Here is a 22,405-nt window from a genome sequence, read left to right on the forward strand (position 1 = left end):
AAAAGTTAAGATTAAGGTCATCACTAATCACACTTTTGGAAACTCTTAACAATAATAAAAACGGTAATTTATGAAGCTCGAATCGGTTTCGATTAAAAATTTTCGCTGCTATCAAGATGAGATATTTGTAAAAATTGATGAGCTCACTACTTTTGTTGGAAAAAATGATATCGGAAAATCGTCTGTACTTGAGGCCCTAGAGATATTCTTCAACAATGAAACGATCAAAATTGAACAAGGTGACGCTAATATCTACAGCGGAGACTCTAAGGTTTATATTACATGCGAGTTTTCAGACCTACCTATCACCTTGAGTCTCGATGCAGGATCCGAGACATCGCTAGCTGATGAGTATTTATTAACGCGAGACGGTACCCTTAAAATTCAGAAAATTTTTGACTGCGACAAACACAAACCTTCGGTTGAAGTTTTTATTCTGGCAAATCATCCGACCGCCCCAGGAGTAGCTAATCTACTTGAACTCAAAGAGAAGGACCTTCAGCAAATCGTCAAAGAGAAAGGACTAGACGTATCCCTCAAAGGCAATCCTGGTATGCGGAAGGCTATCTGGGGCTCTGTTCGAGACTTAGCATTATCCGATGTTTCTATACCGGTCACCAAGCCAAAAGAAGACAGTAAGCGAATTTGGGAACAGGTTGAAACCCATCTGCCGATGTTCGCCTTATTCCAGAGTGACCGTAGTAGCCGTGACTCCGATGGTGAGGTACAGAATCCAATGAAAGCCGCAGTAGCTGCCGCTATTGCCGAAGTTCAAGATGAGATCGAAGCAATTCAGGCTAAGGTACGAGAAAAAGCCGAAGAGATTGCCCGCAATACCCACCTGGCGTTGCAGACTATTGACGCCAACTTGGCCAAAGAGCTTACGCCCGAGTTTACCCCACCTACACCCGCCAAATGGACTGGGCTGTTTTCGGTGAATATGAACACTGATGATGGCATTCCACTAAACAAGAGAGGGAGCGGGATTCGCCGTTTGGTTCTGGTGAGTTTTTTCAAGGCCGAAGCAGAGCGACGTTTAAGAACGGGAAATAAACGAAGCATCATCTACGCCATAGAAGAACCGGAAACTGCTCAACACCCCAATAACCAGCGCATTCTCATCGAGTCCTTCAAATCTTTAGCGGCGGAACCAGGATGCCAAGTGCTGCTGACTACTCACAGCCCAGGATTTGCATCCGAACTCCCTTCGGAAAGCATCCGTTTCGTTACTCGAAACAACAATGGCAAGCCACGAATTGATGGTGGTGTTGATGTATTTGGGGAAGTGGCTGAAGCTTTGGGAGTAATACCAGATAGCCGAGTTAAGGTTCTTTTCTATGTAGAAGGCCCCACTGATGTTGTCGCATTTAAATGCCTAAGTCAGGCGTTACATAAAGAAAATCCAGACATTCCAAATTTAACAGTAGATGAGCGTGTGGCTTTCGTAGTGTTAGGCGGTGGAACGCTAAAACATTGGGTCAATCAACATTATTTGAAACCGCTTCACCGTCGAGAGGTACATATTTATGATCGAGACGTAGCCGATTATGCGGATGCAGCGGCTGAAGTTAATCAGCGAAATGACGGGTCTTGGGCTGTACAAACGCGAAAGCATGAAATAGAGAGCTATCTACACACTGAAGCAATTCAAGAAGCTTTTGGTGTTGAAGTGCTGGTAACCGATCACCCTGACAATGATGGTAAGACAGTGCCTAAGCTTTTTGCAGAGGTTTACTCACAAGCTCAGAATTACGATGGCGTTATGAAGGAAAGTAAAGCCAAAATTCAGCTTGCCAAAAGAGCATTTCCATTAATGACAGCGGAGCGTATTCGTGAGCGTGATCCAGAAAATGAGGTAGAAGAATGGTTTCTCAAAATCGGTGCCATGATAGATAATTCGTGATAATCATAAAATAGCAATATCATGATATATAAAGGGTGCCATGCTTTTCGATTAAGCATAAATTATAGCCGCCTAAAGATGGTTAATATTAATCATATTTTATGATTATATCTAAACTGATCAATAGGCTCGATTATAGTGCTTTTATTTTATTAATAATTAGACATCAAATCACGATAACAACCATTTGATATATTTGATTACATTAAAGTCCTTCAATAATATACCTCAAGACACAAGCCGTTCTTTAGTTACCGAGAGAATAGTGTAAACGAGAAGCTATCCATGTCATCAACTCCTGATTTCAGATTAACCTGGCTCTGGCGACACGCTTTCGCCAACCCCCAGCCTGACGTAACTACAGCGGAGCAGGAGTTTTTTCGTGACCGTTATCTGGCAATGCGGGAAAGAGTCGGCATGCTCGTGTCACGAATAGGTATCGACATGCCCAGTCTTACCATTCACGACCTATCGCACCTAGATGCACTCTGGGAGACAGCGTCGCTAGTATCTGAAGGTGCGATTACAGTCAATCCTGCTGAAGCATTCGTCTTTGGTGCAAGCGTGCTCTTGCATGATGCTGCAATGAGCTTGGCCGCCTTTCCAAATGGCTTAACCGACCTTAAGCAGAGCCTGACGTGGAAGGACACAGTTGCGAGCTTGATGCAAGGCAACAGCAATGCGCCAGTCAAGTTGGACGATCCACCCAGTGAGATTGTCCAACGCGTGATTCCTGAAGTGCTACGCCGCCTTCACGCCCAACAAGCGGCCGTACTTGCGGAGCACGGCTGGACCACAAAAAACGGCGATGTTGTATACCTTATCGAGGATGAGGACCTGAGATTTTTTTATGGGCAAACGATCGGTCAGATTGCGTGTAGTCATTGGTGGCCCATCGCTCGAGTCGAGCAGGAATTGCAAGAAGACTTAGGCGCATTACCCCAGCGGACAAAAAGCCGAATTGATCGGGTAAAGCTTGCATGTTTGCTAAGGGTCGCTGATGCACTTCATTTGGATCAGCGACGCGCTCCGCGGTTTTTACGGCTTTTGGTACAGCCGCAGGGCGTGTCAGCACTTCACTGGGCTTTTCAGGAGCGGCTAGCTACACCGCATGTTGAATTGGATGCGGTCGTTTTTACGGCAGGCTCGCCATTTACGCTAATGGACGCCGATGCCTGGTGGCTTGCTTATGACACTATGACTGCTGTTGACAGAGAGCTTCGAGACGTCGACCTACTAATGCAGAACCGTGGCCGAGGCATCCTTCGAGCGCGCAGGGTCAAGGGAGCAGGAACTCCGGAATCGCTGGCGCGAACAATTCAGACCCGTGGATGGCGCCCCGTCGATACACAGCTCCGAGTATCCGATATTCCAAAGATCGTCGAAACTCTTGGCGGCGAGAAATTGTACGGTGATGATCCGACTATCCCGCTACGGGAACTCATTCAAAACAGCGCCGACGCAGTACAGGCCCGAAGGAGATATCAGGAACGAGCTGAATCGTGGGGACTAATCAAGGTCGCGCTGTCGAAGCGAGAGGATGAATATTGGCTTAGCATCGAGGACAATGGAATTGGTATGTCCGAGCAGGTGCTGACCGGACCGTTGATTGATTTCGGCAATTCATTTTGGCGATCACCATTGGTGACGGAAGAGTTTCCAGGATTGATTGCCGCGGGTATGACGGCAATCGGACGTTACGGAATTGGTTTCTTTTCCGTGTTCATGCTTGGATCCGTCGTTCGGGTAATCTCTCGAAGGTGCGATCGCGGCGAGGACACAGCACGAGTACTCGAATTCAGGGACGGTACGGCGTCGCGCCCAATTCTTTATCCTGCGTCAATGAGAGAAGCTCCTCTCGACGGGGGCACACGAATCGAGATCAAACTCAAGAACGATCCACGCGGACCTAATGGACTACTTCGCATCAATCAATATAAACAGGGCATTACACTGCAACAGCTTGTGGCTGCAATGGCACCCAATATGGACGTCGCGATCGAGACCCTTGAGGAAGGGAAATCATCTGTAGCTGTTAGCCCAAGTGACTGGCTCAATCTTGATGACGAAGATCTGCTTTTGCGTCTCGATCCTATTTTTCTCCAACGTCCGGTTAGTGGTAGTCGAACAGCTGGCCGATCATTGATGCGTACAATAAGCGATGCTACTGGAAAAGTATTTGGCCGTGCGTTTATCAGGGCGGAAGCATATAGATTCAGTCAGGATGGCGGATGGGTTACGGTCGGAGGTCTCAGAGCAAAGCGACTCGCCAACATTCAAGGAGTGCTCCTTGGCGAAGCCCTTACGGCAGCTCGCGATTCAGCCATACCAACTGTATCTAGAGAGATTCTCGCTGAGTGGGCCACAGAACAGGCGCGATTAATTGCTGACTTGAACATAGATGAAGAACAGAAAGCTAGGTCTGCGGAAGTCGTCTTAGAATGTGGTGGCCAACTTGGCAAGCTACCGATTGCAAGATGGGGCGACGAATGGATCGACGCGGAAAGCTTTTGGGATCGGATCGCCATGCTGGACGAGGTAGTAATCAGCTTCGATGGCGAATTCTCCTACGACGAGGACCGGGACGACGTGCACCCACGTGATTTCCATCAAAATTTTACAGTGGATCAGGACATCATTGTGGTACCGAAACACAATGGGGAAATCCTAAGTATCGGACGCCAGTCTTGGCCGAACTCTATCACTGGCCGCTCAAAATGGAGTGATTCTAATCTCGAAACTGAGATCAAGCGCATCTTGAACGAAAGCTGGGTTGAAGGCATTAGCCACAGCATCGAAGAACGTAAGATTGGCACGGTGGGCCACGATTCTATTTCACGCGCGGTCGATGTATTCAGGCGTGGCGGATCCGATGTACTTACCGAATAGCAACGCCGTTGCAGGCGACACTTTTATTTAAGGCTTGCTCTAGTGCGTCCGCAGGGTTCTAGGGTGACATCTCCATAAAGTATTTAGTGCAACATAAAGGATGTTATCACTCACTACCTAACGGCCATATATCCCCGCCGCTGTTTCTGACCACTCAATCTGAGGGCGGCTTGTGCCGCCACTTCCATAGTCTCGAACCACTCCTCTTTCACCGTCCCCGGTGAGCCGATCCTCCCCCACTCCCGGATCAGCGCCCACTCGCCAAACACGGTCTCGGTGACGACCACCCGATAGAACCGGCTCATGTTCTTGGCCGGATCGGTCCGTTCCAAATAGAAACCGTGCATGCGCCCTCCCCTCGCCCGAGGCTGTCACTTATTGATAAGTAAGCGTCCGCCGAGGACCGTCTCGACGGATTGAAAGGCTCAGGCGACACTGGTGCGAGCGGACGCATGGGGTGTCCGCACACTCTTGAGGTGGACGCACTGATGACTCACGATGCTGACTTCACAACGGGCGTGGTGGCGATGGATACCTTGGGCCGGCGGCGGTTTGCGCCTGAGTTCAAGCGCGAACGGGTGGAGCGGACCCTACAGCCGGGCGCCTCGGTCGCGGGGATTGCGCTGGCGCATCGGATCAACGCCAATCAACTGTTCAAATGGCGCCGACACTACCTTAAGGACCGGAACGCCCCGGCCGGTCCGCCGGGGCCGACCTTATTACCGGTGGCGATGACGCCCGCATTGGCCGCGCCAGCGCGTGAAGCCACGGTATCCGCTCCACCGGGCACCATCACCATCGAACTCGGGGGTACGCGGGTTCAGGTGAAAGGTTCCGTCGATGCGGCGACCTTGCGCACCGTCCTCGCGAGTCTCAAGGGCCCATGATCGCGCCTCCGTCCGGCACCCGCATCTGGATCGCTGCCGGGGTGACCGATCTGCGCCGCGGCTTCGATGGCTTGGCCGCCCTGGTCCAGACCCAGCTCCAAGCCGAGCCCTTCTCCGGACACATTTTTGCCTTTCGCGGGCGACGCGGCGACCGGATCAAACTACTCTGGTGGGACGGCGATGGGCTCTGCCTGTTCGCCAAGCGGCTGGAGCGGGGCCGCTTCGTCTGGCCGCAGGCGACGGGCGGCACGGTATCCCTCACCCCCGCCCAGTTGTCGATGCTGCTGGAAGGCATCGACTGGCGCCGCCCGATCCGCACCGCGCCTTCTCACGCCGCCTGACGGAGGGCGGGTATCATCGGGGCATGACCAACCCCGACGTGCTTCCCGATGAGATTCCCGCCCTCAAGACGCTGATTGAAGCCCAGCGCGTCGAAATCGCCCACCTGAAACTCCTCGTCGCCAAGCTCCGCCGCCAGCAGTTCGGGCGCCGCTCCGAAAAAATGGCCGGGCTCCTCGATCAATTGGAACTTCAGCTGGAGGAACTCGAAACGGGCGATGCGGAACTCGCGGCGATCGTCGAACCGCGCGCAGCCGAGCGCCGGGTAAGAACGCCCCGGTCACTGCCCGATCATCTGCCCCGCGAAACTCAGGTCCATGCCCCCGGCTTGGCCGAGTGCCCCGACTGTGGCGGTCCCTTGAAGCCCTTGGGCGAGGAGGTCGCCGAAATCCTGGAGTACGTCCCGGCCCGCTTCCGGGTGATCCGCCACGTCCGCCCCAAGTGTGCCTGCGCCCGCTGCGACCGCATCGTCCAGGCGTCGGCGCCGAGCCGGCCCATCGCCCAAGGCTTGGCGGGTCCGGGGCTCCTGGCCCATGTACTCGTCTCGAAATACGGCGATCATCTGCCGCTGTACCGCCAGTCGGTCATTTACGCCCGCGAAGGCGTGGACCTGTCCCGCTCCACCTTGACCGATTGGGTCGGCGACGCCGCGGGCCTCCTTCGGCCTTTGGTCGCGGCAATCCGCCGGCATGTGCTCGCCGGCGACAAACTCCATGCCGACGACACCCCGGTCCCGGTGCTCGCGCCCGGTCAGGGGCGCACGAAGACCGGTCGGCTGTGGACCTATGTCCGGGACGACCGCCCGGCCGGTGATCTCACGCCGCCCGCGGTGTGGTTCGCCTACGCGCCGGATCGCCAAGGCCAGCATCCCAGGACGCATCTCAAGGACTTCGAAGGCGCCCTGCAGGCGGATGGCTACGCCGGGTTCAACGGGTTGTACGACACCGGTCGCGTGCAGGAAGTGGCCTGTTGGGCGCATGTCCGGCGCAAGTTCTACGGGCTCCACAAGGCCCACAGGAGTCCCTTGGCGGCCGAGGCGCTCCAGCGTATCGGTGCGCTCTATACGATCGAAGCCGAGATCCGGGGCCAGCCGCCGGAGGCCCGTGCCGCAGCGCGGCAAGCCCGCGCGGGTCCGCTCCTCGCGGCGCTTCAGACCTGGCTGCACACCACGCTGACACAGGTCTCGAAAAAGTCGGCGCTAGCCGAGGCGATCCGCTATGCCCTGACCCGCTGGCCGGCGCTGACCCGCTATCGCGATGACGGTCGTCTGGAGATCGACAACAATGCCGCGGAACGCGCGTTGCGGGTGGTGGCGCTCGGCCGGAAGAACTATCTGTTCGCCGGCTCCGACGCCGGCGGCCAGCGAGCGGCGGCGATCTACACCCTGATTGGCACGGCCAAGCTCAACGGCCTCGATCCGGAGGCGTACCTCCGGACCGTGCTGGCCCGCATCGCCGAGCATCCCGTCAATCGAATCGACGAGTTCCTACCCTGGAACCTCGCCGATCAGGTGACGGAACTGACCCAGCCCATCGCGGCTTGACGCCGTCAACACGGTAAGGCTCGGACGCTTACCATTCTCCCGGTCATTTTTTTCTGTTGGGCTCCCCCGCATACGCGGGGATCGACCCTTAGCAGGGGATTAGGCGCCACCGCCAAGGGCGGCTCCCCCGCATACGCGGGGATCGACCTTGCCAGGCCGCACCGTCATAGATCGCGACCTGGGCTCCCCCGCATACGCGGGGATCGACCCCGTTGAAGCCGGTGCCCCAGGCGTATTTGAGTGGCTCCCCCGCATACGCGGGGATCGACCTTCAGGCTCCAGCATGCGACCGGACTCAGTGAGGGCTCCCCCGCATACGCGGGGATCGACCTGGGCGATCTCGCGTATGCCTTCCGGTTCCAGCGGCTCCCCCGCATACGCGGGGATCGACCCGCGGACCAGGCGGTATACATCGTCAGGTCCGGGGCTCCCCCGCATACGCGGGGATCGACCTCTAACCGCAGGCAATACCTACCGCATTGTGGCGGCTCCCCCGCATACGCGGGGATCGACCCTAACTCAAGGCCCCGCTTCGGCGGGGCCTTTTCATCCTGCTGATTTAGGACACACGGAGCGAAACCGATGATTAGCGATCATGCGATGGTTAGACTGTCCGATTATCCCATCCTGGAAGAGCTGGGGCAGCGGCGCACGAAGGCCAAGCGGCTCGACCGTAGGGCCTGCCGCTACATCTATCAAACTGGCCTGTCGGAAATCGATCCCGCCCGGATCGGGGCGGCGGAGCGCCAGCTTATCACCGAGCTGGGGATTAGCTGGCGCATTCGGGACGATGCATTGATGCGCCGGATGGCTGGTAAATATATTTGGTGGAAAACGCCAGACGAGGCCTTGGAACGGCCTGAGCGTGTCATAGCTCAGGTTATGGACATAGGGGACTACGAGGATGTTCAGGCGCTGGCGGAGCACGTGGGGGATGATGCGCTGCGGGATGTTCTGACGCATGCCGAAGCCGGCTGGTTCAACGAACGCTCCTAGCACTATTGGCATTACCGCCTGGGCCTGGCCGAACTCGAACAGGTGCCGCCGATGCCCAGCAGACAGATGGATTGAAACTAAACTGTTGGACATGGCATCGGATCAAAACATCTTCGAACCCTGGCAAGCCGATTACGACCAGGCCGCTTATCTCATGGGCGTTGCTGCTGCCGCGCTTGTTATCAGTCCATTCCTGGGCGCTTTCAAACCGTTGTCCGTCATAGGCGCTGTGCTCGCGTTTTTGTGCTCTATTCAGACATTGCGAAAGGGCCGGCGTCGCGAACGCGGCATTCTCGTAGAACAAGCAGCGATTGAGGCAATTAAAGCGATCCTTCCGCCGAACTGGACGCTTCAAACGGACGTGTCAGCGGGCCGGGTCGGTAATATCGACATGCTTATTTCGGTCGGCGAGAAAACGCAAATCGTCGTTGAGATAAAGAGCTATGACGGAATCCGGGAAAACGCCTATGGGTTTCTGGTGAAACGATCCGGCGCAAGGATTTTTAAAAACATTGTGGCCCAAGTGTGGAACCAGTGCGGGGCGGTCGGCTCAAAAAGCCCGGTGATTTGGGTCCCGACAGCGATAGAACAACATTCGTTCAAAAGTCAGAAAGGCATTGTGGTAGTAAACGGCAATGCTCAAATGCTCCTAAACGCCTTGTATTGGGTGGACGAGAATGTGAAGCGCTCGTTTGAAATAAAGTTCGATGGCATCCCTCCGCAATGGCTGCGGGAAGATGTGAAGAACCATGGCTTTCGGTTTGATGGCATGGTGTGGCGTGGATGGGGGAGCAAGTTGGAAATGCAACCCCTTGCGAAGGCCGTTCTAGCCGAGGGCGGCATGATTCGTTGTTCTTAGTGGTTAGGCGCTGCAACTCGGAGTTTTCGCGCCCGCGAAAACCGGTTAGGGCGGCCATTGCTGCGCCCCATGCAACACGCGCATCAGTTCAATGCGTTTAGCTCTCGGCTTAATGCGATAGACCACGACAAAGGGCGTGCGGCTGATGACCAGCTCGCGCGTGCCGCGCTTGCGGCCGGGTCGCCCCATTTCCGGATGCTCGATAAGGAGACCGACTTGATGCTCGATCCGGTCGCCCTGCTCGATGGCGGCGCTCGGACTGTCCTGAGCAATGTAATCCAGGTGCGCGTCACGGTTCGCCACCGCCGTAGGCAACCAAACCAGCCTCAAGCAGTGTCACCGTCTTTGATGCGCTTCATCAGTTCGGCCCTCTTCCTCGCCCAGCTCGCTTTCACTTCCTCGTGCGGTATCCAGACGGTATTCGGGTCGTCCGCTTCTTTCAGCGCCTGCTCGACCTCTTGTCGAAACCATTTGTCATAGGCGGCGGCTTCGTGGGCTTGCTTGAGGGCCTCGGCTCGATCTGGCCGCGAGTAGGTCTTAATACTGGCGGGGTCATAATTGGCGGCGTCCACGTCGAACCGGCTAATACCGATGTCTTTGAGGTAGGCCACCAGGGTTTCGAGTTTTTTGAACGTGCGCACCTGCTTACTGCGGCTCGCGGCCAAGGGGCGCTCCTGCATGCCATATTTGATCAGTACCCCCCAGCCCCCCGCTTGACCGATCACATGCGCGCCTCGGACGGCTCCGGCTTCAACCAGACGAGATAGGGTGTTGTGGTCGATGGTTTCAGCGCTCATACGTGCACCTGCCTTTCTGCGGATCAAGGAATAATTGGTATTATAAGCAATCTACAAAAGATTGTTCGACAATCAACAATTGATTCCGCTAAGTTTTTAACATAGTGCCTGTTATCGGCTATTGCTCGCACCGCGCAGCCGGGTTTTTTCATTGCTGTGTTTTCGTCCTGGTTTTTCCGCCGCTGGTCTTAGCCAGAGCTACCAGCTCGGCTTGCAGGCGTTCCACTTGGGGACGTCTCAGAAAACGGAAAAAATCGTACGCTAAGCCGGTTGCAGCGGTCGTAGCGGCCTGAACTTGCCCGCGCCGATCTTGGCGCTGCTGCGCCAGAGGTAATCGCCGGTCAGGTTGATGTGCTCCCAGCCCAGCGGCGACAGGTACTGCAACAGGGCGTCATCGACAGTCTGGCCGTGACCGCGTAAGGCGTTTGAGGCCCGTTCCAGATAGACCGTGTTCCACAACACTATGGCCGCCGTCACCAGGTTGAGGCCGCTGGCCCGGTAGCGCTGCTGCTCGAAACTGCGGTCGCGGATTTCGCCCAGCCGGTTGAAGAACACGGCGCGGGCCAGCGCGTTGCGGGCTTCGCCCTTGTTCAGTCCGGCATGCACGCGGCGGCGCAGCTCGACGCTTTGCAGCCAGTCCAGGATGAACAGCGTTCGCTCGATGCGGCCCAGCTCGCGCAGCGCCACGGCCAGGCCGTTCTGGCGCGGGTAGCTGCCGAGTTTCCTGAGCATCAGCGAGGCCGTCACCGTGCCCTGCTTGATCGAGGTGGCCAGCCGCAGGATTTCGTCCCAATGAGCGCGGACGTGCTTGATGTTGAGCGTGCCGCCGATCATCGGTTTCAGCGCGTCATAGGCGGCTTCGCCCTTCGGAATGTAGAGCTTGGTGTCGCCCAGGTCGCGGATGCGCGGCGCGAAGCGGAAGCCCAAGAGGTGCATCAGCGCGAAGACGTGATCGGTGAAGCCTGCCGTGTCGGTGTAGTGCTCCTCGATGCGCAGGTCGGATTCGTGGTATAGCAGGCCGTCGAGCACGTAGGTCGAGTCGCGCACGCCGACGTTGACCACCTTGGTGTGGAACGGCGCGTACTGGTCGGATATGTGCGTGTAGAACGTCCGCCCTGGGCTGCTGCCGTATTTCGGGTTGATGTGGCCCGTGCTCTCGGCCTTGCTGCCGGTGCGGAAGTTCTGGCCGTCCGACGATGACGTGGTGCCGTCGCCCCAATGCTCGGCGAAGGGATGCCGGAACTGCGCGTTGACCAGATCGGCCAGCGCCGCCCCGTAGGTTTCGTCGCGGATGTGCCAGGCTTGCAGCCAGGCCAGCTTGGCGTAGGTCGTGCCGGGGCAGGACTCCGCCATCTTGGTCAGGCCCAGGTTGATGGCGTCGGCCAGGATCGTGGTCAGCAGCAGGTTCTTGTCCTTGGCCAGGTCGCCCGATTTCAGGTGCGTGAAGTGCCGGGTGAAACCCGTCCACTCGTCCACCTCCAGCAGCAGTTCGGTGATCTTGACGTGCGGCAGGATCATCGCCGCCTGGTCGATCAGCGCCTGCGCGGTGTCGGGCACCGCTGCATCGAGCGGCGTGATCTTCAGGCCCGACTCCGTGATGATGGCGTCCGGCAGCTCGTTGGCCAGTGCCATGCGGTTGACAGTGGCGAGCTGTGTTTCCAGCAGCGTCAGCCGGTCATGCAGATACTGGTCGCAGTCGGTGGCCACGGCCAGCAGCAATTCGCTGGCCTGCTTGAGGCTGGCGAATTTCGCGGGCGGCACCAGATAGTCCTCGAAGTCCTTGAACTGGCGCGATCCCTGCACCCAGATGTCGCCGGAACGCAGCGCGTTCTTCATCTCCGACAGCGCGCACAGTTCGTAATAGCGCCGGTCGATGCCGGTGTCGGTCATCACCCGCTTCTGCCAGCGCGGCTTGATGAAGTCGGTCGGCGCGTTCGCAGGCACCTTGCGCGCGTTGTCGCTGTTCATGCCGCGCAGCACCTCGATGGCGTCGAGCACGTCTTTGGCAGCGGGTGCGGCCCGCAGCTTGAGCACGGCGAGGAATTCCGGCGCGTAGCGGCGCAAGGTGGCGTAGCTCTCGCCGATACGGTGTAGGAAATCGAAGTCCTCGGGCTGCGCGAGCTTCTGCGCTTCGGTGACGCTCTCGGCGAAGGCATCCCAGGACATGACGGCCTCGATGGCGGCGAACGGATCGCGGCCCGCTTGCTTGGCGTCGATCAGCGCCTGGCCGATGCGGCCGTACAGGCGCACCTTGGCGTTGATGGCTTTGCCAGACGCCTGAAACTGCTGCTGATGCTTGTGCTTGGCGGCGTTGAACAGCTTGCCCAAAATGCGGTCGTGCAGGTCGATAATTTCGTCGGTGACGGTGGCCATGCCCTCGATGGACAGCGCGACGAGGGTGGCGTAGCGCCGTTGCGGCTCGAACTTGGCCAGATCGGCGGGCGTCATCTGGCCTCCCTCGCGGGCGATCTTGAGCAACCGGTTCTGGTGCACCGACCGCTCGATGCCGGAAGGCAGGTCGAGCGCCTGCCAGGCTTTGAGGCGCTCGATGTGTTCGAGCATGTGGCGCGAGTTCGGCTTGACGGGCGACTGGCGCAGCCAGGCCAGCCAGGTCGTCTTGCCGTTGTCGCGGCGCTTGAGCAGATCGTCGAGGCGGTGCCGGTGGGTGGCCGACAGGGGATCGGACAAGGCCGCGTAGATGCGGCGGTTGGCGCGGGTGATCGCCTCGGCACAGACGCGCTCGACAACATCCAGCGTCGGCAAGATGATGTGTTGGTGCCGCAGAGAGTCGAGGGCGCTGCTGGCCAGCACGATGCCCTTGTCGGTCTGCAAGGCCAGTTCGGTCATGGCATGGACAGCCTGCTGATAGTGCGCCAAGCCGAACGGTTCCATGCCCAGGTACGCCCGCAGTTCGAGCAGATGCTCGCGCCGTGTTTCCTCGCGCTCGGCATACTGTGGCCAGCACCCCGGATCGGTGCGCAGTTGCCGTCCGATCCATTGCAGGAGGGGCATGGGCACCGCAGCGTCGGGCAGCAGGCCCTGACCGGGGAAGCGCAACAGGCACAACTGCACCGCGACCCCCAGCCGGTTCGCGTCACCGCGCCGCTGGCGGATCAGTGACAGGTCGGCCTCGCTGAAGGTGTAGTGACGGATCAATTCGTCTTCGGTATCGGGTAACGCCAGCAGGCTTGCCCGCTCGGCGGCGGACAGAATGGAGCGTCGAGGCATGGTCAGTCGTCCGTTCGCAGGTATTGGTAGAGGGTTTCGCGGCTGATCCCGAACTCGCGGGCGAGTTGTGCCTTCTTTTCGCCGGCAGCGGCGCGACGGCGCAGCTCGGCCACCCGCTCCGGCGCGAGCGCCTTCTTGCGGCCCCGATAGGCCCCGCGCTGCTTGGCGAGCGCGATGCCTTCGCGCTGCCGCTCGCGGATCAGGGCGCGCTCGAACTCGGCGAACGCGCCCATCACCGAGAGCATCAGGTTCGCCATCGGCGAGTCCTCGCCGGTGAAGGTCAGGCTTTCCTTGACGAACTCGATGCGCACGCCGCGCTGGGTGAGCTTCTGCACCAGGCGGCGCAGGTCGTCGAGGTTGCGCGCCAGGCGGTCCATGCTGTGCACCACCACCGTATCGCCGTCGCGCACGAAGGCGAGCAGCCGCTCCAGCTCGGGGCGCTGGGTGTCCTTGCCCGATGCCTTGTCGGTGAACAGCCGGTCCACCGGCACATGCTCAAGCTGGCGTTCCGGGTTCTGGTCGAAGCTGCTGACGCGGACGTAGCCGATACGCTGACCGTGCAAGGTGGCCTCCTGAGGGCAATGTGTCAGGAAGAAATCTATGACCCTTGACGGCGCGTGTCAATCAATTCGGAAGGCGGCTCTATTCTGACGCTTTCGCGTCACACGATCTGACGCCAGGTTAGGGTATGCTTCAACTAGACACAAAGGAGCGAAATTGCGACATGCAGAACATCAGGGAAATGTTCGAGAGGCACCAAGTCGGTGTTTACTTCGGGGCAGTTGTGGTGGCTGCGTTTGTCGCTTTTCTCGTACCCGGCACCGCAGCGCTTGAAGGCGGCGTGAATCCAGCGCTTGCATTCATGCTGTTCGTGACATTTCTGCAAGTGCCCCTGGCCGACCTTGGCCGCGCCTTCGGTCGCGGTCGGTTTCTTGCCGCACTGCTCATTACGAATTTCGTCGTAATGCCGCTCTTGGTGGCCGTACTGGTGCAATTTCTGCCATCCGACCCCATGGTGCGGCTCGGCGTACTGCTAGTGTTGCTGACGCCTTGCATTGACTATGTGGTTACGTTCTCGCACCTTGGTCGTGCTGATGCCCGCCTGCTACTGGCGGCAACCCCTACGCTCCTGGTTGTGCAAATGCTGCTGCTGCCGGTCTATCTCGGCCTGCTTCTTGGGAATGATGCCGCAGCCCTCGTGCAGCCCGGCCCGTTCGTTCATGCCTTCGTCTGGTTAATCGCTGTTCCACTGGCCCTTGCTGGGCTTGTGCAGCTATGGGCAGCTCAAAGCCGGGCCGGTGCAAAAGTCTCGGCGTCACTTGGCCTATTGCCGGTACCGGCGACTGCCCTTGTCCTATTCGTGGTCGTCGCGGCCGTGGTGCCCCAGCTCGGCCCGGCGACCGAGGCGGCCTTGAGTGTGATTCCCTTCTATATCGCCTTTGCTGTGATCGCCCCACTGATCGGATGGAGCATTAGCCGACTGTTCCGTCTTGATGCCACTGCCGGCCGAGCCATCGCTTTCAGCGCAGGCACTCGAAATTCCCTTGTTGTTTTGCCGCTTGCTCTAGCTGTGCCTGGGGCCATACCCATATTGCCAGCCATCGTCGTTACGCAAACTCTTGTCGAGCTACTCAGCGAGCTGGTCTATGTGCGCGTCATCGCCAGACTCGGTGGCCCTGATCCTGTTGTGCCCCAAACTTCCTCGTAGTCGATCAGAGCACGTTACGGCCGCTGCACCTGAACGCCCGCAACGCCCGCGACAGGGACAGAAGGAACAAGCCGGTCAAACCGAGCGCCGCGATGACCCAATGCTCGCCGAGGAGCGCGCCAGCGGCCGTACCGGCCAGCACGACGGCGAGGATGGGCAGGTGGCAGGGGCAGGTCAACACAGCCAGTCCGCCCCACAGATAGCCGGTGATGGGCTTGCGCTCGGAGCCGTTCATGGCAACGCCCCTTCCTGCCGGGCAGCCTCGGCCCGCAGCGCGCTCAACTGCACCTCCAGGCCCGCGAGCGCCCGCTGTCGCCGTTCGACGAGTTGGCGCAGCTCGGCGAGCCACACCGCCGCTTCACCGGCATCCGGGGCGTCCAGCGCCCGGCACAGCCGGGTCAGCACGTCCAGGCCGATCCCCGCCTCGAAGGCAGCCCGCACGAAGCGCAACCGCTGCAAGGCGTCCGCGTCGAACACGCCATAGCCGCCGGCGGTGCGCGCGGCCGGGCGCAACAACCCGCGCAGCAGGTAGTCGCGCACGACGTGCACGCTCACGCCGGCATCCTGGGCCAGGCGCGACACGGTGTAGGCGTTCATCGAACACCTCCCTTTTCCTCATCCGGCGCAGCAGGACAGTTGCTTCACGTCCTTGTTGAAGGTCTGCGCCGCGAGCTTCAAGCCCTCGACCATCGTGAGATACGGGAACAACTGGTCGGCCAGCGCCTGCACGGTCATCCGGTGGCGTATCGCCAGCGCGGCCGTCTGGATCAGTTCGCCCGCTTCCGGCGCCACCGCCTGCACACCGATCAGCCGCCCCGAGCCGGCCTCCGCCACCAGCTTAATGAAGCCGCGCGTGTCGAAGTTGGCCAGCGCCCTCGGCACGTTGTCGAGCGTCAGCAGCCGGCTGTCGGTCTCGATGCCGTCGTGGTGCGCTTCCGCCTCGCTGTAGCCCACCGTCGCCACCTGCGGATCGGTGAACACCACCGCCGGCATCGCGGTCAGGTCCAGCGCCGCGTCGCCGCCGGTCATGTTGATCGCGGCACGGGTGCCGGCCGCCGCCGCCACATAGACGAACTGCGGCTGGTCGGTACAGTCGCCGGCGGCAAAGATGTGCGGTGCGCTCGTGCGCATGGCGCGGTCGATGACGATGTCGCCCTGTGCATTGATCTCAACGCCCGCCGCCGCGAGGTTCAGGCTGCGCGTGTTCGGCGCGCGGCCGGTGGCCACCAGCAGCTTGTCGGCGCGCACTTCCCCGTGCCCGGTGGTGAGCACGAATGCCCCGTCCGCATAGGCAACCTGGCTGGCCTGGGTGTGGTCCAGCACCTCGATGCCCTCGGCGCGGAAGGCGGCCGTGACGGCTTCGCCGATGGCGGGGTCTTCGCGGAAGAACAGCGTGCTGCGCGCCAGGAGCGTGACCCGGCTGCCCAGGCGGGCGAAGGCTTGTGCGAGCTCGACCGCCACCACCGACGAGCCAATGACGGCCAGCCGCTCAGGGATCGTGTCGCTCGCCAGCGCCTCGGTGGAGGTCCAGTAGGGCGTGTCCTTCAGGCCGGGGATCGGCGGGATTGCGGGGCTTGCGCCGGTCGCAACCAGGCAGCGGTCGAAGTTCACTTCGCGGGTGCCGCCGTCAGCGGTCGCCACGGTCAGCGTGCGCGCGTCCTTGAACCGGGCCTCGCCGCTCAGCACGGTGATGGCCGGGGTGCTCGCCAGGATGCCTTCGTATTTGGCATGGCGCAGTTCCTCGACGCGGCCTTGCTGCTGGGCCAGCAGCCGCTTGCGCAGCACGGCCGGCGCTGCGGCGGGCAGACCGTCATCGAACGGGCTTTCGCGGCGCAGGTGGGCGATGTGGGCGGCACGGATCATGATCTTGGACGGCACGCAGCCGACATTGACGCAGGTGCCGCCGATGGTGCCTCGCTCGATCAGCGTCACGCGCGCGCCTTGCTCGACGGCTTTCAGCGCTGCCGCCATCGCCGCGCCGCCGCTGCCGATCACAGCCACGTGCAGCGCTTGTTCACCGCCACCATGCTTCGTTTCGCCACCGAGCCAGCCCAGCGCCTTGTTCAGCAGGCCGACTGGCTTGTTCTGCGTGTCGGCAACCCGTGCGCGGTAGCCGAGCGCGGCGACGGCTGCGACCAACGGGTCGAGACTCACACCCGCGTCCGCCTCGATCTCGGCCTGGCGCTGCGGATAGGACACCGAGGCCGCGCGCACGCCGGGCACGTTCGTCAAAGCCTGCTGGACGTGCTCAGCGCACGACGTGCAGGTCATGCCTTCGATGTGAAGGGTGATCGCCTCGGCCATGATTCCGCCCTCACTGCTTCACGGTGGCGGGGTAGCCCGCGTTTGCGGTGGCCTTGGTCAAGGCGTCGGCATTGGTCTTTGCGTCGTCGAAGGTGACGACGGCCTCCCGCTTCTCGAAGCTGACTTCGGCCTTCTCGACGCCGGCGACCTTGGACAGGGCCTTCTTGACCGTGATCGGGCACGCGGCGCAGGTCATGCCGGGCACCGACAGGGTGACGGTCTTGGTGGCGGCCCAGGCGGGCGCGCTCAGGGCGGCGGCCAGAGCGATGAAGGCGGTGAGTTTCTTCATGGTGATCTCCTTTCAGTAGAACAGCGGCAGGACGTAGGGGAAAGCGAGGGCAACCAGGACCAGGGCGGCCACGACCCAGAAGCTCACCTTGTAGGCCGTCCGAACGTGGGGCACGGCGCAAACATCGCCGGGCTTGCAGGCATGGGTAGATCGGAAGATGCTGCGCCAGGCGAAGAACAGCGCGACGAGCGCCGCGCCGATGAAGATCGGGCGGTATGGCTCCAGCACGGTCAGGTTGCCGATCCAGGCGCCCGAGAAGCCGAGCGCGACCAGGACGAGGGGGCCGAGGCAGCAGGTCGAGGCGAGGACGGCTGCGACGCCGCCGGTCGCCAGTGCTCCGCGGCCGTTCTTGGGTTCCGACATGAGGTTCTCCTTCCGGGACTTCGCTTGATGCTGTAACGTTACTTCCGTAGTTAACTACGGAGTCAAGCACCATGGAAAACGCTCAAGAGAATCTCACCATCGGGGCCTTCGCCAAGGCAGCCGGGGTCAACGTGGAGACGATCCGCTTCTATCAGCTCAAGGGCTTGCTGCCCCAGCCGGAACGGCCTTATGGGAGCATCCGCCGCTACGGGCAGGCGGACGTGGTGCGGGTGAAGTTCGTGAAATCAGCCCAGCGCCTGGGCTTCAGCTTGGATGAAGTCGGCCAGCTCCTGAAACTGGAGGACGGCACCCATTGCAGCGAGGCGGCCGACCTGGCCGCCCACCGGCTGGCCGATGTGCGCGCACGCATGGCAGACCTCGCGCGAATGGAAGAGGCCCTGTCGACGCTAGTGAGAGAGTGCAACGCGCACCACGGCAATGTTTCCTGCCCGTTGATCGCAGCTTTGCATTGCTGCTAAAGGGCCCACTTCGGCTCTTAGCGTACGATTTTTTCCGTTTTCTGAGACAACCCGATCCGAAGTGGCTGCGCCGGCACTTCGGCGTGGTGATGGAACGCATCGCTCTGGAACTGCGTGGTGTGTCGTGCCTATCTCTGGAAACCGTTCCCCCGCCCCGGAAGCAGATTCTCACCTCGCGCAGCTTCGGGGAGAAGGTCACCCGCCTCGAGGATCTGCGCGCCGCGGTCACCCGCTTTGCGGCGCGCGCCGGCGAAAAGCTTCGTGCGCAGGGGCTCTCCGCGCAGGCGCTCAGCGTCTTCATCCAGACCAGCCCGTTCGACACGGCCCAGCCCTATTACGCCAATGCCGTGAGCCTGGCCTTCGATGGTCCGAGCCAGGATTCCGGACACCTGATCCGCCAGGCGCTCCAGGGACTGGAGCGGCTCTTTCGCGACGGTTATGCCTATCAGAAAGCCGGGGTCATGCTCCTCGACCTGGTTCCGGCCGGCGTGGCGCAGACTGATCTCTTTCCATCCGAAGCGTCGGATCCGGTTCGCTCGTCCCGGCTGATGCAGGCGCTCGACCAGATCAACCGGCGGCACGGCCGCCAGACGGTCCGGTTTGCGGGCGAAGGGCTCAGCGAACGGTGGCACCTGCGCACCCGGCTGAAATCCCCGAACTACACCACCCGCTGGACGGAACTGCCTACGGTCAGGGCCATATAGTGTGTTCCAGGGATCACGATACCGATGAGCAACCAGACAGCCACCGACCCATTTCTGCCGGTCGGCTTCGGCCGGGTCAGTTGGGTGCCGCAGGGCTGGGAACAGATGTTTGCGGTCGCGAAAAAAGGAAGGACGGCAAGCCGTCATCGCGGACGCGATCGCCGCAGGCCTGCACCATTACTTCAACAAAGGCCTGGTATCGCCAACAAGAGACCTTAAGTAACCTACCCTATCGGGTCTGTTTTGCCACCTCTAGCCCGCGACGTGGAAAAGTCCTTAATCAGCTCCTGCTGCCCGGCAATCTGCGCACGAAGCGCTTCTAATTGGCCGTTGGCCTTACCGTTTTCGGTTGTGAGCTCAAGAATTCTCGCTCTTGTGGTATCCAGTTCGGCTTGAAGCCGCTTGATTTCGGCCTCCTGCTTTGCCATTCGCCCATTCAGAGCCTCGATCTGTCCCCGAAGGTTAGCCGCCGCCGCTTGTGCGGTGCCGGCTTTTTTCTGGGCCTCATCGCGTTCCGTATGGATACGGGTTAATCGCTCGGCCGTGCGGTGGGTTTCCTCGGCCATCCGCTTCCGCTGTTCGGCGTGTGTCTCACGCTCTGCTTCCGCCTTGGCTCTCACGGTCGCCAACTCGGTAAGCGTGGCCTCGAGTTTGGCGGTGGTCGACTCATGGCGTTTTCGTTCGGCGTCCAGCTCGGCGGCCACGGTGTTGGTTCGTTCCAGCGCCGTGGCAAGCTGAGTGCGCAAATCGGCCGCCAATCGCTCAGCGGCGGCCGAATCCTCCGCCGCTTTCCTTTCCAGCTCGGCCAGGCGGGTTTGCAAGGCTTCCAATTCCGAAGCCTGAGACTCGAAAGCGATCGACAACTCTACGCGTAGCTTTTCCGCTTCGGCTCGCTCGGCATCCCACGCGGCTTGGGCGGCGCTTAGGCTTTCGTTGGCGATGTCCTGGGCTTCGCTCCACAGCGCGATGAGCGCCGCGTGATGGGCTTGCTGTACCCGCTCCGGCACGGCCACAGCAACCGGCGCAGCGGTTGCGGTCTGCATTCTTCGCCATTCCCGCATGACGGCGCTGGCGTCGTGCATGTTGGTTTTCGACAATCGACGCACGGCGTCCACGGTCGGGAAATCGACCCGTCCGCCTTGCTCAAAAAGCTGGTTTGCCGCGGCAATAATCCGCTCGCGATGCTCTTGTTTGATCTCCATTGCCCTCTCCGCCGCTTCTTATCGAGTGGCTTTACGATGGACGCTTAAAAGAGGGATCGACCGGCACTGATGTGTTCAAAATATGACCATTCCATGGAATAAGAGCGATAGCGGCGTGTCCGAGCGGCTATCCAAGGATTCATCCACAGAAAATGTGGATCGATTGCTATAGGAATCATCCGGAAATTCCAGGCCAGGAATTTTCCGCCGATCTGTTGGATTTATTTACAACACCTATAGGTGTTGTTATTATGTCCAACATGAAAGCGCAAGAACTGATCAGGCGACGGGTCATCATTTCCGAGAACGCCTTCGCCGAGCTCGTGATTTGGCAATTACCTAAGCCCGTTCCTGGCAGTCGGCACCTGTTCAAATATCGGCTGGCTTTTGTGGTCAGAGGTGAATGCGTCTTGCGCTACGACAACGAAGCCGGCAAGGGAGACCATCGGCATCGGGGCAATCTCGAAGAGCCCTATCGCTTCTCGACCCAGCGCCAATTGCTGAAGGACTTCAACGATGACATAACGAGGTGGCGTGATGAAAACAGTGACGATTGATGTAAGGACTTTGGCGGACACGCTGTCGGACGTGGCGGAAGCCATGGATACCCTGACGCCTTCCGAGCCGCGCATCAGCTTTGAAACGCCGGAGCTGTTATGGAAGGTGCTGACCGCGAAGCGCTGGGAAATCCTCAAGACCATGACCGGCGCAGGTCCCCTGGCCATCCGCGAAATCGCGCGGCGCGTCGGCCGGGATGTCAAGGCGGTGCATGGCGACGTTCATGCCTTGCTCAACGCGGGACTGCTGGATAAAGCCGAAGATGGCAGGGTGGTCTTTCCATACGACGCCGTGCATGTGGATTTTGTGCTGAAAGCCGCTTAATCCGATCGCGGGGCATCATCGCGGGGCATCTATTTACACGAGGGTGAACTCAGTAAGACCTCGCCCAAACCGAAAAATGGTTACGCATGATCACTTACTTCCCGATTTGGTTTTCCGGTTCTTGATGTATCGGCTCACGGTATTGGCATCCATCCACTGATTGCGTATTCCGACCGCATTCGACCACCCCCATGGGCGGGGGCGACACAGGGGCAACCTCAACTATGATCCGCCTCTTTTTCGGAGAGAAAGATCGGAATGGAGCGGTTATCCATGCGGACGAAGAAATCCTTACGGTTAGCCGATCGGTCATTTCAGTGCCCGCAGAGGGTCATTTGGCGTAGCTCATAGATGTTCGGTTCGTTTGAATGGCGATGCCGTTGGCGCTCCCCGTGTGTTATGAGCGTGCCCCAAAAGCTCGGTATTCCCCTGGATCGCCGCCAGCACCGCGGCGGGATTGGTGCCTGAAAAGCGCGCCAGTTGGCGAAGCACAAGCTGGCTCACGAAAACCGCATCTTCAAAGGGCATTGGGACCGCCCTGACCGGCAGCCCCGCTTGCTGGAGGATGACGTAAAGGTTCTGCGGCTGGCGCTCAATTTTGAACTGTTTGTCCTTGCGATCGCCATGGAAGCGCGCCTCCATGTGAGAAGCATAGCCTAACAACACGGCGGCGAGCCGGGGGAGCTCACGTGGCGTCAGCTGCATCTGAATTTTGTTGTCCCAATCATGCGAGCCGTCTGCGGTGGCGACGGCGCCATGCACCCCGACCGTCGGCTGATTCTTTCGGGTGACCTCCGCTTCGAACGAAATCGCCGCGGTTTTCCCGTAAACATGCCACGCCCAATGCTCCATGAACACCCCTCGATTGTTCTTCAAATATTCTATTCTGATAACAGTATCTTAATATCCAACCCAACACGACCCAAGCCCTCCGATGGACATAGCACCCGCATCATAACCCCACCTGTTAAGCCTCTTCTTTTCTCTCCTCTCTCGTTCTCTCTCGGTTTGACGGCCGCTAGGTGGGATGGGG

24 protein-coding genes and 1 CRISPR repeat array are annotated in these 22,405 nt (G+C 59.7%); of the genes, 12 read left to right on the plus strand and 12 right to left on the minus strand.

Annotation, left to right across the window (positions count from 1 at the left end):
- Positions 1–70: 70 nt before the first annotated feature.
- Both ACR2TX_RS00780 and ACR2TX_RS00785 read left to right on the plus strand, forming a co-directional pair.
- Positions 71–1,903 carry an ATP-binding protein gene (locus ACR2TX_RS00780; RefSeq protein WP_086135737.1) on the plus strand — a complete coding sequence of 611 codons (1,833 nt, stop codon included), beginning with the start codon at positions 71–73 and terminating at the stop codon, positions 1,901–1,903.
- 285 nt (positions 1,904–2,188) lie between these two features.
- Positions 2,189–4,792: an HD domain-containing protein gene (locus ACR2TX_RS00785; RefSeq protein ID WP_086135738.1), complete on the plus strand. Its 2,604-nt coding sequence runs from the start codon at positions 2,189–2,191 to the stop codon at positions 4,790–4,792.
- Between the two features lie 113 nt (positions 4,793–4,905).
- Here the strand turns inward: ACR2TX_RS00785 and ACR2TX_RS00790 are convergent, their stop codons facing one another.
- Complete coding sequence (locus tag ACR2TX_RS00790; protein ID WP_086135739.1) at positions 4,906–5,139, minus strand: WGR domain-containing protein; 234 nt, start codon at positions 5,137–5,139, stop codon at positions 4,906–4,908.
- Positions 5,140–5,280: 141 nt separating this feature from the next.
- On the opposite strand from ACR2TX_RS00790, the gene tnpA reads away from it, so the two are divergent.
- The 5 genes from tnpA (at position 5,281) to ACR2TX_RS00815 (ending at position 9,416) form a co-directional block, all read left to right on the plus strand.
- Positions 5,281–5,679: an IS66-like element accessory protein TnpA gene (gene tnpA / locus ACR2TX_RS00795; protein WP_434129686.1), complete on the plus strand. Its 399-nt coding sequence runs from the start codon at positions 5,281–5,283 to the stop codon at positions 5,677–5,679.
- On the plus strand, positions 5,676–6,020 hold the full coding sequence (tnpB, locus tag ACR2TX_RS00800; RefSeq protein ID WP_077732713.1) for an IS66 family insertion sequence element accessory protein TnpB: 345 nt from the start codon (positions 5,676–5,678) through the stop codon (positions 6,018–6,020). The genes tnpA and tnpB overlap by 4 nt, the downstream gene beginning before the upstream one ends.
- 23 nt (positions 6,021–6,043) lie before the next feature.
- Positions 6,044–7,561, plus strand: a complete 1,518-nt coding sequence (gene tnpC / locus ACR2TX_RS00805) for an IS66 family transposase (protein WP_434129673.1) — start codon at positions 6,044–6,046, stop codon at positions 7,559–7,561.
- 59 nt (positions 7,562–7,620) lie between these two features.
- Positions 7,621–8,075: a CRISPR direct-repeat array (repeat unit 28 nt; unit sequence GGCTCCCCCGCATACGCGGGGATCGACC).
- A 68-nt stretch (positions 8,076–8,143) separates the two neighbouring features.
- Complete coding sequence (locus tag ACR2TX_RS00810; RefSeq protein WP_205780966.1) at positions 8,144–8,557, plus strand: hypothetical protein; 414 nt, start codon at positions 8,144–8,146, stop codon at positions 8,555–8,557.
- A gap of 91 nt (positions 8,558–8,648) precedes the next feature.
- Positions 8,649–9,416: a nuclease-related domain-containing protein gene (locus ACR2TX_RS00815; protein WP_139841006.1), complete on the plus strand. Its 768-nt coding sequence runs from the start codon at positions 8,649–8,651 to the stop codon at positions 9,414–9,416.
- A 45-nt stretch (positions 9,417–9,461) separates the two neighbouring features.
- Here ACR2TX_RS00815 and ACR2TX_RS00820 read toward each other — a convergent pair whose 3' ends face one another.
- From ACR2TX_RS00820 to ACR2TX_RS00835, 4 genes are all read right to left on the minus strand, one after another.
- Positions 9,462–9,746, minus strand: a complete 285-nt coding sequence (locus tag ACR2TX_RS00820; protein ID WP_086133365.1) for a type II toxin-antitoxin system RelE/ParE family toxin — start codon at positions 9,744–9,746, stop codon at positions 9,462–9,464.
- Positions 9,743–10,213 carry a hypothetical protein gene (locus tag ACR2TX_RS00825; RefSeq protein ID WP_086133364.1) on the minus strand — a complete coding sequence of 157 codons (471 nt, stop codon included), beginning with the start codon at positions 10,211–10,213 and terminating at the stop codon, positions 9,743–9,745. The genes ACR2TX_RS00820 and ACR2TX_RS00825 overlap by 4 nt, the downstream gene beginning before the upstream one ends.
- A gap of 261 nt (positions 10,214–10,474) precedes the next feature.
- Positions 10,475–13,441, minus strand: a complete 2,967-nt coding sequence (locus ACR2TX_RS00830; protein ID WP_086133363.1) for a Tn3 family transposase — start codon at positions 13,439–13,441, stop codon at positions 10,475–10,477.
- Positions 13,442–13,443: 2 nt separating this feature from the next.
- Complete coding sequence (locus tag ACR2TX_RS00835; RefSeq protein WP_086133362.1) at positions 13,444–14,004, minus strand: recombinase family protein; 561 nt, start codon at positions 14,002–14,004, stop codon at positions 13,444–13,446.
- 161 nt (positions 14,005–14,165) lie between these two features.
- Here ACR2TX_RS00835 and ACR2TX_RS00840 point away from each other — a divergent pair, with 161 nt between their 5' ends.
- Positions 14,166–15,149 carry an arsenic resistance protein gene (locus ACR2TX_RS00840; RefSeq protein ID WP_086133361.1) on the plus strand — a complete coding sequence of 328 codons (984 nt, stop codon included), beginning with the start codon at positions 14,166–14,168 and terminating at the stop codon, positions 15,147–15,149.
- Between the two features lie 4 nt (positions 15,150–15,153).
- On the opposite strand, the gene merE is transcribed toward ACR2TX_RS00840, so the two are convergent.
- The 5 genes from merE to merT are packed head-to-tail and all read right to left on the minus strand — an operon-like array spanning position 15,154 to position 18,105.
- Positions 15,154–15,384 (minus strand): broad-spectrum mercury transporter MerE, encoded by a 231-nt coding sequence (gene merE / locus ACR2TX_RS00845; RefSeq protein WP_086133360.1) that lies wholly within the window; start codon positions 15,382–15,384, stop codon positions 15,154–15,156.
- Entirely contained in the window at positions 15,381–15,746 is a 366-nt protein-coding gene (gene merD / locus ACR2TX_RS00850; RefSeq protein WP_086133359.1) for a mercury resistance co-regulator MerD, read from the minus strand. The genes merE and merD overlap by 4 nt, the downstream gene beginning before the upstream one ends.
- 18 nt (positions 15,747–15,764) lie before the next feature.
- Positions 15,765–17,453, minus strand: a complete 1,689-nt coding sequence (merA, locus tag ACR2TX_RS00855) for a mercury(II) reductase (protein ID WP_086133358.1) — start codon at positions 17,451–17,453, stop codon at positions 15,765–15,767.
- Between the two features lie 10 nt (positions 17,454–17,463).
- On the minus strand, positions 17,464–17,742 hold the full coding sequence (gene merP / locus ACR2TX_RS00860; protein WP_086133357.1) for a mercury resistance system periplasmic binding protein MerP: 279 nt from the start codon (positions 17,740–17,742) through the stop codon (positions 17,464–17,466).
- A 12-nt stretch (positions 17,743–17,754) separates the two neighbouring features.
- Positions 17,755–18,105 (minus strand): mercuric ion transporter MerT, encoded by a 351-nt coding sequence (gene merT, locus ACR2TX_RS00865; protein WP_086133356.1) that lies wholly within the window; start codon positions 18,103–18,105, stop codon positions 17,755–17,757.
- 71 nt (positions 18,106–18,176) lie between these two features.
- Here merT and merR point away from each other — a divergent pair, with 71 nt between their 5' ends.
- The gene (merR, locus tag ACR2TX_RS00870) at positions 18,177–18,584 is read left to right on the plus strand and encodes an Hg(II)-responsive transcriptional regulator (protein WP_086133355.1); all 408 of its coding nucleotides are present in this window, start codon (positions 18,177–18,179) and stop codon (positions 18,582–18,584) included.
- The gene (locus ACR2TX_RS00875; RefSeq protein ID WP_205780965.1) at positions 18,575–19,288 is read left to right on the plus strand and encodes a DinB/UmuC family translesion DNA polymerase; all 714 of its coding nucleotides are present in this window, start codon (positions 18,575–18,577) and stop codon (positions 19,286–19,288) included. The genes merR and ACR2TX_RS00875 overlap by 10 nt, the downstream gene beginning before the upstream one ends.
- A 224-nt stretch (positions 19,289–19,512) precedes the next feature.
- On the opposite strand, the gene ACR2TX_RS00880 is transcribed toward ACR2TX_RS00875, so the two are convergent.
- Complete coding sequence (locus ACR2TX_RS00880) at positions 19,513–20,490, minus strand: DNA-binding protein (protein ID WP_086133354.1); 978 nt, start codon at positions 20,488–20,490, stop codon at positions 19,513–19,515.
- A gap of 152 nt (positions 20,491–20,642) precedes the next feature.
- Between ACR2TX_RS00880 and ACR2TX_RS00885 the strand changes: the two genes are divergently transcribed.
- Positions 20,643–21,047: a toxin-antitoxin system TumE family protein gene (locus tag ACR2TX_RS00885; protein ID WP_205780964.1), complete on the plus strand. Its 405-nt coding sequence runs from the start codon at positions 20,643–20,645 to the stop codon at positions 21,045–21,047.
- Positions 21,028–21,372, plus strand: a complete 345-nt coding sequence (locus tag ACR2TX_RS00890) for a transcriptional regulator (protein ID WP_086133353.1) — start codon at positions 21,028–21,030, stop codon at positions 21,370–21,372. Before ACR2TX_RS00885 ends, ACR2TX_RS00890 begins: the two co-directional genes overlap by 20 nt.
- A gap of 345 nt (positions 21,373–21,717) precedes the next feature.
- Here the strand turns inward: ACR2TX_RS00890 and ACR2TX_RS00895 are convergent, their stop codons facing one another.
- Positions 21,718–22,224 (minus strand): hypothetical protein, encoded by a 507-nt coding sequence (locus tag ACR2TX_RS00895; RefSeq protein WP_086133352.1) that lies wholly within the window; start codon positions 22,222–22,224, stop codon positions 21,718–21,720.
- Positions 22,225–22,405 lie beyond the last annotated feature (181 nt).

The organism is Methylocaldum sp. GT1BB (genome assembly GCF_051027545.1).
In the GTDB taxonomy this organism is placed as follows: Bacteria; Pseudomonadota; Gammaproteobacteria; order Methylococcales; family Methylococcaceae; genus Methylocaldum.